Source organism: Pantoea sp. Ae19-2 (assembly GCF_059801205.1).
In genome coordinates this window covers 292,048-306,917 of sequence record NZ_JBCHWE010000002.1, presented here as the reverse complement: position 1 = coordinate 306,917, position 14,870 = coordinate 292,048, and the positions used below count along the sequence as shown (strand labels likewise).

10 protein-coding genes are annotated in these 14,870 nt (G+C 54.4%); all 10 read left to right on the top strand.

Translation table 11 applies throughout. The annotated features are described in order from the left end of the window. Positions 1–23 precede the first annotated feature (23 nt). The 10 genes from tssC to AAIE03_RS21915 all read left to right on the top strand — a co-directional run bounded on the left by tssC (position 24) and on the right by AAIE03_RS21915 (position 14,364). A complete protein-coding gene (gene tssC, locus AAIE03_RS21960; RefSeq protein ID WP_498563211.1) occupies positions 24–1,571 on the top strand; it encodes a type VI secretion system contractile sheath large subunit in 1,548 nt (515 codons plus the stop codon). Positions 1,572–1,588: 17 nt separating this feature from the next. Then, positions 1,589–2,929, top strand: coding sequence for a type VI secretion system baseplate subunit TssK (gene tssK / locus AAIE03_RS21955; RefSeq protein WP_498563210.1), 1,341 nt, complete (start codon positions 1,589–1,591; stop codon positions 2,927–2,929). Then, positions 2,926–3,615 (top strand): type VI secretion system protein TssL, short form, encoded by a 690-nt coding sequence (gene tssL / locus AAIE03_RS21950; protein ID WP_210448527.1) that lies wholly within the window; start codon positions 2,926–2,928, stop codon positions 3,613–3,615. The genes tssK and tssL overlap by 4 nt, the downstream gene beginning before the upstream one ends. Next, positions 3,612–5,336, top strand: a complete 1,725-nt coding sequence (locus AAIE03_RS21945; RefSeq protein ID WP_498563209.1) for an OmpA family protein — start codon at positions 3,612–3,614, stop codon at positions 5,334–5,336. The genes tssL and AAIE03_RS21945 overlap by 4 nt, the downstream gene beginning before the upstream one ends. A 4-nt stretch (positions 5,337–5,340) precedes the next feature. Beyond that, the gene (gene hcp / locus AAIE03_RS21940) at positions 5,341–5,832 is read left to right on the top strand and encodes a type VI secretion system effector Hcp (RefSeq protein WP_014598243.1); all 492 of its coding nucleotides are present in this window, start codon (positions 5,341–5,343) and stop codon (positions 5,830–5,832) included. Between the two features lie 173 nt (positions 5,833–6,005). Then, positions 6,006–8,660, top strand: a complete 2,655-nt coding sequence (tssH, locus tag AAIE03_RS21935; protein ID WP_498563208.1) for a type VI secretion system ATPase TssH — start codon at positions 6,006–6,008, stop codon at positions 8,658–8,660. After that, on the top strand, positions 8,657–11,158 hold the full coding sequence (locus AAIE03_RS21930) for a type VI secretion system Vgr family protein (RefSeq protein ID WP_498563207.1): 2,502 nt from the start codon (positions 8,657–8,659) through the stop codon (positions 11,156–11,158). The genes tssH and AAIE03_RS21930 overlap by 4 nt, the downstream gene beginning before the upstream one ends. A gap of 105 nt (positions 11,159–11,263) precedes the next feature. Then, entirely contained in the window at positions 11,264–12,934 is a 1,671-nt protein-coding gene (locus AAIE03_RS21925) for a lipase family alpha/beta hydrolase (protein ID WP_498563206.1), read from the top strand. Continuing rightward, positions 12,931–14,022 (top strand): Tli4 family immunity protein, encoded by a 1,092-nt coding sequence (locus tag AAIE03_RS21920; RefSeq protein ID WP_498563205.1) that lies wholly within the window; start codon positions 12,931–12,933, stop codon positions 14,020–14,022. Before AAIE03_RS21925 ends, AAIE03_RS21920 begins: the two co-directional genes overlap by 4 nt. 63 nt (positions 14,023–14,085) lie before the next feature. After that, on the top strand, positions 14,086–14,364 hold the full coding sequence (locus tag AAIE03_RS21915) for a PAAR domain-containing protein (protein WP_032495728.1): 279 nt from the start codon (positions 14,086–14,088) through the stop codon (positions 14,362–14,364). The last annotated feature ends 506 nt before the right edge of the window (positions 14,365–14,870 follow it).

Below are 14,870 nucleotides of genomic sequence, written 5' to 3'. Positions count from 1 at the left end.
CTTTTAACGGATTAATAAGGAAGATGTTGATGTCTGTAAAAAATGAGAATGCCGCTGGCGGCGAGAATGTGGTGCTTGAACGTCCTGCCGCAGGTGGAGTTTATGCGTCCCTGTTTGAAAAAATTAATCTGAACCCGGTTTCTGAGCTGAGTGCGCTGGATATCTGGCAGGATGCACAGGCGATGTCGGATGCGACTGCCGATGAACGATTAACTGCCGGCATGCAGGTGTTTATCGAATGCCTGACAAAATCAGGCTCAAAAGTTGAAAAACTCGATAAGCATCTGATTGACCATCACATCGCGGCGCTGGATGACCAGATTAGTCGTCAGCTTGATGCCGTTATGCATCACGAGGACTTTCAGGCAGTAGAAAGCCTGTGGCGCGGCGTGAAATCCCTTGTCGACAAAACCGATTTTCGTCAGAACGTCAAAATTGAACTGCTGGATATGTCTAAAGAAGACCTGCGTCAGGACTTCGAAGACAGCTCCGAAATTATCCAGAGCGGGCTGTATAAACATACCTATATTGATGAATACGATACGCCGGGTGGCGAGCCGATTGCCGCGCTGATTTCCGCTTACGAATTTAATGCGTCTGCGCAGGATGTCGCTCTACTGCGCAACATTTCGAAAGTGTCTGCCGCTGCGCATATGCCGTTTATCGGCTCTGCCGGCCCGACGTTCTTCCTCAAGGACTCCATGGAGGAAGTGGCGGCCATCAAGGATATTGGTAATTACTTTGATCGCGCGGAATACATCAAGTGGAAATCCTTTCGCGAAACAGACGATTCCCGCTATATCGGTCTGGTCATGCCGCGCGTACTCGGCCGCTTACCCTATGGTCCGGACACCGTGCCTGTTCGTAGCTTCAATTACGTGGAAGAAGTGAAAGGCCCGGATCATGACAAATACCTGTGGACCAACGCCTCGTTTGCTTTTGCCTCCAATATGGTGCGCAGCTTCATCAATAACGGCTGGTGCGTGCAAATTCGTGGCCCGCAGGCCGGTGGTGCCGTTCAGGACCTGCCAATCCATCTGTACGATCTGGGTACTGGCAATCAGGTGAAGATCCCGAGTGAGGTGATGATCCCTGAAACCCGCGAATTTGAATTTGCCAATCTGGGATTCATTCCTTTGTCCTATTACCGCAATCGTGACTATGCGTGCTTCTTCTCGGCGAACTCGACCCAGAAACCGGCACTCTATGATACAGCGGATGCAACGGCTAACAGCCGTATCAATGCCCGTCTGCCATACATTTTCCTGCTGTCGCGCATTGCGCACTATCTGAAGCTTATTCAGCGCGAAAACATCGGTACGACGAAAGACCGTCGTCTACTGGAGCTGGAGTTGAACACCTGGGTGCGCAGTCTGGTAACGGAAATGAGCGATCCGGGTGATGAGCTACAGGCTTCTCACCCACTGCGTGACGCGAAAGTGACAGTGGAAGATATTGAGGATAACCCGGGTTTTTTCCGGGTGAAACTGTACGCGATCCCGCACTTCCAGGTAGAGGGCATGGACGTCAACCTGTCACTGGTTTCTCAGATGCCCAAGGCGAAATCATAAGCTAAGGCAGGAAGCCGATGAAAACGGAACAACCGTTATGGGGCAGGGGCGTAATGGTCTCTCCTCAACACTTCCAGCAACAGGTCGCGTATGCGGCCTGGTCTGCCGAAAGTATCGCCAGGATGGGGTTATCACAGCCCTGGGGCGTGATAAATGTCGCTTTTGAACCGGAAACGCTGAAACTGGGCCGCCTGCAGGCCCGCCATCTGCACATTCGTTTCCCTGACGGAACGCTAATCGATACGGATAATGCTGACGATCTTCCGCCGGTGCTGGCGCTTGAAAGTGAGTCACAGGACATGGTGGTGGTTCTGGCGCTTCCGCTGCTGCGGGCGAATGGTGGCAACTGCCTTAAACCTTATGAGGTGGCCGAGCGTCCGGTTCGTTATCGCCAGCGCTGGCGCGATGTACGCAATACTTTTGGCGACGATATCCGCCAGATTGCGGTGATGCAGCCAGAGCTGACGCTGCGGTTTGCCCATCAGGACAACAGCGATTATCTGACCTGCCCGGTTGCCCGCCTGCAGCAGGATTCGCAGGGTTCATGGCAACTTGATGAGACGTTTCTTCCTCCGCTTTTATCCATCCAGGGCAGCCGCTGGTTGGTGAGTCAGTTGGAACAGTTGATGACGCAACTACGTGCCCGTCTGAGTCGTCTGATGGCCATGCGCCGTGAAAGTAACGAACGTATGGCTGATTTTGCCGTGGCCGATGTGTCCTTGTTCTGGCTGCTTAATGCCCTGAACAGCGCTGAGCCTGTGCTGGGGCAGTTTCAGCGTCACCCGCAAAGCCCGCCGGAGCGTCTGTATCCGGAACTTGCGCGGCTTGCGGGCAGCTTGCTGACCTTCTCACTCGAACACCAGGTGAGTGCGATTCCTGTCTGGCAGTTTATGCAACTAAATAACGTCTTCCCGCCGCTGTTTGATTTACTCAGCGACCTGCTGGAAGCCAGTCTGCCATCGCGGGTGGTGGCGATTGAGCTCGAAAATGATGCCCGACTTCATGTCTGGCAGGCGCGTTTGCATGACCCACGTCTGCGCGAAGGCGCAGATTACTATCTCTCTGTGCGATCCCCGATGCCGGCGGCACAACTGCAGGAACAGTTCCCGCATCAGTGCAAGGTCGGCAGTCCCGATCATGTCAGAAGTATCGTCAATTCATCGCGGGTGGGCGTACCTCTGACGCCACTGCGCCATGTGCCGGCAGCCATTCCGCTGCGTCTGGAAAACCAGTATTTCAGCCTGGATGTCTCTCATCCCCTTGCCACCGAAATGCTTCAGGGCGGCACCTGTATGTTTTACGTCCCTGGCATGCTCGGTGAGCCTGAACTTGAACTCTTTGCGGTACTGAGAACATGAGTGAGCATAAACGCGGCGCTGCCGCGTCCATTGATATTGATGCCCTGCTGCAGGATACCTGGCTGCAGGTGATCAGCCTGCGTCACGGCCCTGAATTTCACGATGGCGAAGGGCGCACGCTTTGGGAGCGCTGCATCGCTGATGTCGGGCGAGTGCAGCGCGAGCTGAAAGCGAGCGAACTTGATGAAACCAGCTGCCAGCATATTCTCACTGCACAGTGCGCGCTGCTCGATGAGGCGGTCAAAGGTCGTGGTGTGGAAGATGACGCCTGTGTGCAGTGGTATCACATTCCCCTGCAGGGGCACTTCCTCGGCACAATGGACGCCGGAGATACGCTGTGCGATCGGATGCGCGATGTGCTGCGTGAACCGGCTCCTGACAATACAGTGGTGACCTGCTTCCAGCGGGTCATGATGCTGGGATTCCTCGGCAGTTTTCGCGCGCTGGACGATCCGGAACGTCAGAAACTCGTCAAAGCACTCAGCGAACATGTTGCGCCGTTCAGCTATCCACAAACCCATCCGGTAGTGGTGGAAAGTCGTATCAGAAGGGGCACGGGCGGCTGGATGGCATCATGGCCTGTGCGTATTGGCTTGAGCGTTGTCGTGGTGGCCGCACTATGGTGGGGACTGGATCACTGGCTGGATCGGACGCTGCTTACCCTGTTGCCGGGAGCCGTAAAATGAGCCCCGCACAACAGCGCGGACTTGCGCTGTGGGCCGCCCTGCTGAGTGCAGTGGTCTGCCTGGGTTTCCTGCCTGTATCGCGACTGGTTTCTGTGCTCATTCTGCTCACCGTTCTGGGGCTTATCATCGCATTCTGGTCTGTGGCCAGTCGTCGTGCGGAGCAGAATGTCATCCTGCAACTGGATGATCTGCCAGAAGCCTCTTATCGTCAGCCCGTGGTGCTGGTCTGTGGCGATCTGCCGCTGGCATGTATGCAGCAGTCACCGGTATTCACTGTCACGCAGGGATGCTGGATCCGCGTGGAGGACCAGCAGGACCCGGAGCAGGTTGCCCGTCAGGTGCTGTGGCTGCGTCCTGACTGGGGAGGTCAGCTGTCGGTGATGGTCTGTATCTGCCCACAAAAACAGGCTGACAGCGAAGCCCTGACCCGTCGTCTGCTGGCTCTGCGCTGGCAAATCAGCCAACTGCGTAAAGCAACCGGTCATTCTGTGCCGCTGATTCTGAATTGTCAGATCGGCAGCGCGATGACAAATGAACTGCTCTGGCAGGCGGCTATCGCGGGGGAAGGGGTGAGGATCTGGCGTGAGTCCTCAGCACCGTCGTCAATCGCTGAATGGGGCACCACCGGAGGAGCACCGGCGATGCAGCAGCAGGTGCTAATGAACAGCCTGACAGGCTGGTTCTGTCAGCATGTCCAGCCTGTCTTCACGGATGAGAACGCCGATGTTCCTGTCATCGCACCTGCCGCAGTGCTGTGGGGAATGGGGCCGATCCTTACCGGAAGCCTGGCGACGTCGCTCTGGTCGGCGTGGCTTTCGCGTCACACCGCAATGCAGCAGGTGACGGGATGGCAACCGGTTGGAAAGGACGATCCGGTTCTCCCCCCACTCCCGGATTTTATTCTGCCGCTGCTGCCGCAAGGGCAGGGCATGACGCCCCGTGGCAAAACCTTAGGCTATGCATGCACTCTTTTCACCCTTGCAGCCCTTGCAGCCCTGATCAGCAGTGGCTGGAACAATCGCCAGCTGTTGCATCGCGTGAGCTTCGATATTGCCCGCTATGACCGTATCCCGATGCATGATTTTGAAGCTAAGGCCGCGGCCGTTGCCGTTCTGCGTGACGAGGCGGCAGAACTGGATAGTTGGGCGCGCAATGGCGTACCGGTCCGGATGAGCCTCGGTCTTTATCAAGGCGAGCGTCTGCGAATGCCGGTGCTGGATGCTATCCGTTCGTATGTACCGCCCTCCGTGCCTTCATCCGTGCCGGCAGAACCCCGGTCAACATCCATTCCGGTCCCGACAATCGTGCGGCTCGACAGTATGTCGCTGTTTGATTCTGGCAAATCGGCGCTGAAAGACGGGTCCACCAAAATGCTGGTGAACTCACTGGTCGGCATCAAAGCGAAGCCAGGCTGGCTGATTATCGTATCCGGGCATACTGATAACACCGGCAATCCGCAATTAAACCAGGCGCTGTCTCTGAAGCGTGCCGAAGCGGTGCGTAACTGGATGCGTGATACCGGCGGCGTGCCGGAAAGCTGTTTCGCGGTGCAGGGCTATGGTGAAAGCCGCCCTGTCGCTGCCAATGGCACCCCGGAAGGGCGCGCGCTCAACCGCCGTGTCGAAATCAGTCTGGTACCTCAGGCGAATGCCTGTCAGATACCGGACCACCCCCTGGCGTCATCGCAGGATGATGGCGCATCACAACACAATGGAGAGTAATTTCATGGCAATTCCTGTTTATCTCTGGCTACAAGACGACGGCGGCGCGGACATCAAGGGTTCGGTTGACGTTCAGGATCGTGAAGGCAGCATCGAAGTGGTCGCGCAGGAGCACAACCTGTACATCCCGACCGATAACAACACCGGCAAGCTGACCGGCACCCGTATTCATACGCCGTTCCTGTTCACCAAGGAAATCGATTCGTCCAGCCCGTATCTCTACAAGGCGGTAACCACCGGTCAGACCCTCAAGTCTGCGGAATTCAAATGGTACAAAATCAACGATGCGGGTCAGGAAGTGGAGTATTTCAACACCAAACTGGAAAACGTGAAGGTGGTGAAGGTGAACCCTGTGATGCATGACATCAAGGATCCTTCTTTTGAGAAGCACAACCACCTTGAGCGCATCGAACTGCGTTACGAAAAAATCACCTGGACCTATAAAGACGGCAACATCATCCATTCCGATTCCTGGAACGAACGCGCTACCGCGTAAGCCCGATGCGGACGGGGTTTCCTGTCCGCAGTTTTTTGCTGAGTGCCTGTATGAAGCGGGCTTTCAGCAAAGAAAAACACAAACTGCCCGCCTGACCGTATGCGCTTTGGTCCCCTTCACGGGAAACAGCGAGGGGCGGTAGCCTGTCCAGGAACCGACAAAGAGAGAGATTCATGGAAAATCCAGCCATCCTGTTGCGACGTCTGAACCCTTACTGTGCCCGTGCGATGGAAGGAGCGGCTTCGCTCTGCCAGACCCGCACCCATGCGGAAATTTTGCCGGAGCACTGGCTGCTGAAACTGCTAGAGCAGGGTGAGGGCGATCTCACGGTACTGGCGCGACGTTATGAGTGGGATATGGACAGCATCTGGCAGGATTTGCTGGGCTGGCTGGATCGACAACCGCGCTCAGTGCGCCACCGTCCACAACTCTCCGAACCTATCCAGGTGTTGATGCAGGAAGCCTGGCTGATTGCTTCGCTCAACGGTGAAGAACAGATCCGCAGTCACCACCTGTTGATGGCCCTGGTTGAAAAACAGAGTCTGGCCCGCTGCGATGGTCTGTGGCCGCTACTGACGCTGGGCCGGGGACAACTGGAGCGCTTGCGACCGCTGCTGGATGCGCAGTCCGACGAACGCCCGGAGCTGCAGTTTGAGGTTGAACTGGCCCAGGAGCATGGCAGTGAGGTGGAGTTTGTTGGCCGCTCGGTCGGTGCAGAGCTGAAAGAGGGCGAGCTGACCCCGGCCCTGCAGAACGCACTGGATAAATTCACTCTCGATGTCACTGCCAAAGCCAAAGAAGGCAAGATTGATCCGGTATTTGGCCGCGATACTGAAATTCGTCAGATGGTGGACATTCTCTCCCGCCGCCGCAAGAACAACCCGATCCTGGTCGGTGAACCTGGCGTGGGTAAAACCGCGCTGGTTGAAGGGCTGGCGCTGCGTATAGCCGGAGGCAATGTACCGGATTCACTCAAGTCAGTTGCTCTGCGCACGCTTGATCTTGGGCTGTTGCAGGCAGGGGCGGGCGTGAAAGGCGAGTTCGAACAGCGCCTCAAAAACGTCATTGATGCCGTGCAGCAGTCGCCAGTGCCGATACTGCTGTTTATCGATGAGGCGCACACCATTATCGGGGCGGGCAACCAGTCGGGCGGTGCCGATGCCGCTAACCTACTGAAACCCGCACTCGCCCGTGGCGAACTGCGCACCATTGCCGCCACGACCTGGTCTGAATATAAGCAGTACTTCGAGCGCGATGCCGCGCTTGAACGTCGCTTCCAGATGGTGAAAGTGGACGAGCCCAACGATGACACGGCCTGCCTGATGCTGCGGGGCCTGAAATCCCGCTATGCCGAACATCACGGCGTGCACATTACCGACGATGCGGTGCGGGCTGCCGTTACGCTTTCCCGACGTTATTTAACAGGCCGCCAGTTGCCGGACAAGGCCGTGGATCTGCTGGATACTGCCGCCGCACGTGTACGTATGAGTCTTGATACCGTTCCGGACCCCATTGTGCGCCTGAAAGCACAACTTACTGCGCTGGCGCTGGAAGAGCAGGCGCTGCTGGACGATGTCGCCGCCGGCAGTCATCGCCATGGTGATCGCCTGGGCGTTATTGAGCAACGGCGGGCTGAGCTGGACGCACATATTCAGATGCAGGAAAGCCGCTTCAGCCACGAAAAAGCGCTGGCACAGCAGTTAATGACCAGCCGGCAGGACATCGGCCAGCGAGATGAAATTATTGACCTGCAACAGCAACTTGAACAGGCGCAGCAGGGGGATGCGCTGGTTCAGATCGATGTGGATACGCGCACGATCGCAAATGTTATCGCCGACTGGACCGGCGTGCCGTTGTCTTCCCTGATGAAAGACGAACAGACGGAACTGCTGACTCTGGAAAACGAAATCGGCCGCCGTGTCGTCGGCCAGCAGCCTTCCCTTAAAGCCATCGCCCAGCGCCTGCGCGCGGCGAAAACCGGGCTTACTTCCGAAAATGGCCCACAGGGCGTGTTCCTGCTGGTCGGCCCGAGTGGCGTCGGTAAAACCGAAACCGCGCTGGCGCTGGCTGAAGTGCTGTACGGCGGCGAAAAATCGCTGATTACCCTTAACCTGTCCGAATACCAGGAGCCACATACCGTATCGCAACTGAAAGGCTCGCCACCGGGTTATGTCGGCTACGGCCAGGGCGGTATCCTCACCGAAGCTGTGCGCAAGCGTCCCTATAGCGTGGTCCTGCTCGATGAAGTGGAAAAAGCGCACCGTGACGTGATGAACCTGTTCTATCAGGTGTTTGATCGCGGCTTTATGCGCGACGGTGAAGGGCGGGAAATCGACTTCCGCAACACGGTTATTCTGATGACCTCGAACCTGGGCAGCGACCACCTGATGCAGCGGTTGGATGAACAACCAGACGCCACCGAAGGCGACCTGCACGAACTGCTGCGCCCGATCTTACGTGATCACTTCCAGCCCGCGCTGCTGGCCCGCTTCCAGACGGTAATTTACCGCCCGTTGTCGCAAGCGGCGATGCGCACCATCGTGGAGATGAAACTGGGGCAGGTAAGCCAGCGCCTGAATCGTCACTATGGCCTGACCACGCATATTGATGAGAGCCTGTACGATGCGCTGACGGCGGCTTGCCTGCTGCCGGACACCGGCGCACGCAACGTTGACAGCCTGCTCAATCAACAAATTCTGCCCGTGCTGAGTCAGCAGTTGCTGACCCACATGGCGGCGAAACAGAAACCACAGTCGCTAAGCCTTAGCTGGAGTGAAGAAGAGGGTATCGGGCTGGCGTTCGGCCCTACACAGGGAGTGCACGCATGAGCAGTAATTCCCCGATCAGATTCAGCCACAACCATCACCAGTTGTCGGTTAAGGGATGTGAAGCAGAACTCGATGTACTGGCGTTTGAAGGCGACGAGGCCCTGAGCACGCCGTTCAGCTACCGCATTGAGTTCACCAGCGCTGACCATGCCATCAGCAAGGAGATGATGCTGATGAAGGCCGCCTCCCTGACGCTGCAGGCCCCGGTTGACCAGGGCTACGGCATCAGGATGCAGCAGGCCGTGCGAGTGATTCAGGGCGTGGTGAGCGGCTTTGAACGTCTCAGCACCTCCAGGGACGAAACCCGTTACGCCCTGACGCTCCGGCCACGCCTGGCGCTGCTTGACCGCTCGCACCAGAACGCGATTTATCAGGACATGTCCGTCCCGCAAATCGTGGAAAAAATCCTGCGCGAGCGTCACAACATGCGCGGTCAGGATTTTCTGTTCTCGCTGTCAAAAGAGTACCCGCGCCGCGAGCAGGTGATGCAGTACGGCGAGGACGACCTGCACTTTATCACCCGCCTGCTGGGCGAGGTGGGCATCTGGTTCCGCTTCACCACCGACACGCGCCTGAACATCGACGTGGTGGAGTTTTACGACGACCGTCAGGGTTACGAGAAAGGCCTGACGCTGCCGTCGGTGCCGCCCTCCGGGCAGCACACGCAGGGTGAGGAGGCGGTCTGGGGGATGGAATGCCACCACAGCGTGGTACAGAAGCAGGTCAGCACCCGCGACTACAACTACCGCCAGGCCACGGAAGACATGAACGCCCGGGTGGACGTGACCCGGGGCGATACCACCACCTACGGCGATGCCTACCACTTCGCCGATAACTACCTGACCCGGGGCAGCGCCCACGACCGCAACCCGGCACCGGAGTCCGGGGCGTTTTACGCCCGCATCCGGCACGAGCGCTGCCTGAACGGCCAGACGCGGGTCCGCGCCGTCACCGGCTGCCCGACGCTTTCCCCCGGCCGGGTAGTGAAAGTTACCGGAGGGTACGAAGTGGCAGAGGTGTTCAGTCAGGGCGTTGTTATTACCCGCATGCACACTCACGCAAGGCGTGATGAAGATTTTGGTGTGCATTTTGAGGGGATACCGGACAGTACTGATTTTAGTTTTCGTTCGGAGCCAGGCTCACGCCCGGTGATGGCAGGCACGTTGCCCGCGCGCGTTACCAGCACTACTGAAAACGATACCTACGGGCATATCGATAAAGACGGCCGCTACCGCGTCAACATGCTGTTCGACCGCGATAACTGGGAGACGGGATTCGAGAGCCTGTGGGTGCGCCAGTCACGCCCGTATGCCGGTGACACCTACGGCCTGCACCTGCCGCTGCTGGCGGGCACCGAAGTGGCGATTGGGTTTGAGGACGGCAACCCGGACAGGCCGTACATCGCGGGGGCGCTGCACGACTCGGCGCACGGCGACCACGTCACCATCCGCAACTACAAACGCAACGTTCTGCGCACGCCGGCGAACAACAAAATCCGCCTGGATGACAGCCGTGGTCGGGAGCATATCAAGGTTTCGACCGAGTACGGCGGCAAGAGCCAGCTGAATCTCGGACATCTGGTTGACAGCGAAAAGCAGCCGCGCGGGGAAGGTTTTGAACTCAGAACCGACAGCTGGGGCGCGATACGGGCGCAGAAGGGCCTTTTCATCTCGGCGGACGGGCAGGCGAAGGCGCAGGGGAATGTGCTGGAGATGGGGGCGGCGGTGAGCCAGCTGCAACAGGCCCTGAACCAGGCCGAGGCCCTGAGCGGTGCAGTTGAAACAGCCAGAGCCGAACTGGCTGATATTCAGGCTCAGAAGATGCTGCTGCAGCAGACGCTTACCGATTTAAAACAGTCCGCGCTGTTACTCTCCGCCCCGGAGGGCATTGCCCAGAGCACGCCAAAAAGTGTGCAGCTGTCAGCTGGTGAGAATGTTATCAGCACCAGCGGCAAACATACTGATTTCAGTGCGCTGAAGAGATTCACCGTGGCGGCCGGGGAGAGAATAAGTCTGTTTGCCCAAAAGCTGGGCATCAAAATCTTTGCCAGCAAAGGGAAGGTGGAGATACAGGCGCAGGGGGATGAGATGACGCTGGATGCGCTGAAAGACATCCGCATCAGCAGCAGCGAAGGCAGGCTGGTGATCAGCGCGAAGCAGGAAATCATTCTGACCAGCGGAGGCGGCTATATCCGCATTGCGGATGGCGTCGTGGAGTGCGCGGCCCCGGACAAAATCATCCAGCGGGCGGCGGTGTGGCAGAAGTTCGGCGGGCAGAGCCTGAGCCAGGCAATGCAGAGCTGGGAAAGCGCGGATTTTGCTGTGACGCCTGAAGTCTTGCGCTTATCGGATAACTCACCTGTAGCCGGTCTGAAGCTGGGTTTAACAAACGGGGATGGCACGCAGCAAAGTCTGGTGACCTCCGCCTCAGGGGCCACGGCGGTGCAGAATAATATTAATATCGATTCTCTCAACGCCTCTTTGCTGGATAAAACATAATGCGCTCTGTTATTTCGGCGCATACCTTCGGAGTAAGTAGCGCTTTAATTGCCCCGAAGGACTTTTCTGGCGAGTATTTTCCTGAACAGAAAAAGGACGAAATTCATGGTAGAAGAAGATACTACGGGCAATGAGAGCAGCCCCTTTATGACCTGCATAAAGCCGGAGTGGGATGAAAACGGAAAACTCCACTGGCCCGGCATACAGAATCAAAAAAAATCAGAGAATGCTAAAGCCGTTCTGCTTCAGCCGCCTGTCAAAGCGATCCCCGTTATCTTCCTTCCTGGCGTGATGGGGACGAATTTGATGAGTACTGACGGAGGTAAAGAAAATGATATCTGGCGTGGCGATAGTTTGGTGGGGGTATTTCTGAAATGGGCACGAAAGGAGGGCGCTGAACGAAGAGAACTGCTTAATCCTGACGCCACAAAGGTGGATAACCGTGGGGATATCCACCAGAGCATATATTCCCCGTTATCCGATGACGGGACATTATTTCCAACCCGACGGGAGAGGGGCTGGGGGGAGGTTTTATCCTTAAGCTACGGTAAATTTTTAAGTGTTTTACAAGGCGCACTGTTGGATGACTGGCAGCAGTCTCTTATTAACTATGGCAAATCAGCGTCGGAAAAAAAGGGCGTACTACGTCAGCTGGTCGGTCAATCTCTGTCTGAGAGCAAATATGCTGAAATTACCGGTGAATGCGTCCTGACCCCGGAGGAACTGAACCATTTCCAGAACTTTTTATTCCCGGTTCACGTCTATGGCTACAACTGGCTGCAGGATAATAAAACCTCGGCTGAAGGGCTGGTAGCTTTTATCGACAGGACGATCAACCTCTACAAAAATCACTGGGGCTACGGCATGCCCTTTCCCGCCGGGCAGGAAAAAGTCATTATCGTCACTCACTCCATGGGCGGGCTGGTGGCACGTTATGCGTCTCAGGTCTGCGGAGCCAAAGATAAGATTCTGGGGATAGTGCATGGTGTGATCCCCGACCTCGGTTCTCCTGCGGCATACCGCCGTATGAAGGTGGGTGCAAAACAGGAAGGTCTGGCTGGGGCCGTGCTGGGTAACACCGCGAAGGAACTGATGCCGGTGCTGGCCAGGGCTCCTGCGCCGCTTCAGCTTTTACCCTCAGCGAAATACCTTTCCGGGGCGCCCTGGCTGACCGTGGAGGGGGCCGGAGAAGACGGCAGTGATGTAAAACTGCCACAGACCCGGGATCCCTTCGGTGAGATATACCTGAATAAAACCCTTTGGTATCGCCTGTATGAGTCCGACATTATCGATAAGGATGAGGCGGTCAGTCAGAGTAACTGGATTGCCTATGTAAATTTAGTGGATAAACCTGTTCGTAAATTTATTTCTCAATTGGATAATAATGGCTATCACCCTAATACTTATGCCTTCTATGGCCATAAAATCGCCTCCGACGGCACCCTAACGTGGAAAAGAACTTCCATCACCTACCCGAAAAATATGCACGAAAGTGACAGGAAGTTGCCTAACAACTACCGGGAGATCCCCCAGCCTTATAATCGTTCTCAAATGTACGTGGTCACCCCATCAAAAACGCCTGGAGATGGCACGGTGCCGGTGGAATCGCTGAGCGCCATTTGCCGTAACGGCGAAATCAAAAGCGTCTTGGCAACCGACGTTGATCATCAGGGAGCCTACGATGTCGGCAGCCTGAAGGATATTGAGGCCAGGCCAGCACTGCAGTTTACCCTCAGGGCCATTGTGAAAATGGTTCAAGAGATCCCCATCCCATGAAAACTATTTGGCAGCTTACAGCATCATTTTTTATAGCGGGCAGCATGCTTTTTATTGCCCAGGCTATGGCATTTACACCAGTGCAGAAGGACAGTTCAGTGATAAATACTTTGTTTGCGCAAACCAAACCTCAGTGCATCGGGCGCTATGTGATTGAGGTTCCCGAGTCGTTTAACAACAAGCTTCACGATATGATTTTTATCGATGACTTTAAAATTGAAAGCAAACCGCTCTACCCACCCGCGTTTAAGCAGCGGGTGCAGTTAAGAGAGCAGGCGTTGCATGATGCCATTAATAAACCTGAAAATGAGTCTGTAAATGCGCCATTTATAAAAGAAAAAATTGTGCTACCGGATGGTAAAGGAGTTATTTTTGACAGAAATATTACAGGTGAGGACGATCTTGGAAGAGTCTTAGAAGCACATGTATATGTCAATATGACAGCTTTTGTTATCACAGCGGGAATACTTGATTTATCTGACCAAAAATATATGGAAAGGAAAAAAACATACATTAAGGCTGGTTTTTCCGAGGCTCAAATGAATGAGAAACCAGCCAAACTGGCCGCCATGCAGTCTCTGATATCACGGCTGAGTGGCAGAAAAGATGAGGATATTCCGTCTGCCAGAGGCGTGTGTATTCCGAATGGATTTATCCGGGATGATGGTGGGAAGCATCTGGAAAAAATTACATTCAGTTATGAAAATGATGACTTTATCCTGGGCGTGTATACAAACAATAAATATCCCGGCTCAGAGGATACCCTGTTTAACCGTAGCGCGGAAATTAATGAGGCGCTTAAGACATCAAACCAGTATACGATTAAAAAGTTGGCACTCTCTCCTAACGGTATTCCTGCAGAGTCATGGTTATTTGGTGGTACCCAAACCATCAGAAATACGGCAACGGGAAAAGATGAAAAGAACACATTTTATGATTTTGATTTTAAGGCCAATGAGCGTGATGCCACAGCAGATAAGCCAAAGCTTGAAATTGGTCTCACCAGTGAATATAAAAAAACGCGGTACAGCGAAGCGCAGATGATTGAAATCTGGGACAGGCTGGTGAATTCCCTGCGCTATAAGTAACCGCTAGTGGAATTAGAAGTACTTTTCATTTTCTTCTGAAATTTTTAAATTAAAGGATCCGCTATGAGCGTTGGATATTTTTTAAGAGTAGGTGACAGCACTACGTGCGGTGGAAAAATCCTGACCGGTGATCCTACTTTTCAGTGGTATGGCGTTTCTGCTGCAAGAGAAGGAGATATGGTCAACTGCGGAAAGCACTCGGGGACTTATAAAATCTTAGGCGGAGCAGCAGATACATTCAACGGAGGTCAGATTTTGGCGGGGTCACTTGATAGTTTTAGTTCCTGCCCCTGTCAGGCAAAGTTTATTCCGGGCATTCAGGATAGTTACTCTAAAGCCTGAGGAATATGCGAGTATATTTGAAAAATCCATTATCGATTTGAAAAGACTGAAGCATGTCATGAATTCATGATTTAACTAAAATAGAACACAATGGCATAGTTTAGGAAGTTAAACTATCCCTTTTCACGATAATTATTTCAAACGCTGCGTGTATCTGATGAATAATATGAACTCCAATGCAGATTATTGTTTTTCTGCCTGTTGTAGCCGGTTTAATTACTGTTTGCCAAACTAAATCAGCAAAATTCCAACGTAATTAAATTGGAAAGTATTCGGTAAAAAATCTGGTTTACGTGGTTATGGATATGTTATTAAGCAATTTATAAGATAAATATATTTATGGGTGTGTTTATAAAATCGCTGCCAATTTTGAATCTCTTGAATTAAAAGTAAAGACATTGCGGTTAGCCTGATTTTTTAAATAATAGTAACTGAAAAGAGAAAAGAGAAAAGAGAAAAGAGAAAAGAGAAAAGAGAAAAGAGAAAAGAGAAAAGAGAAAAGAGAA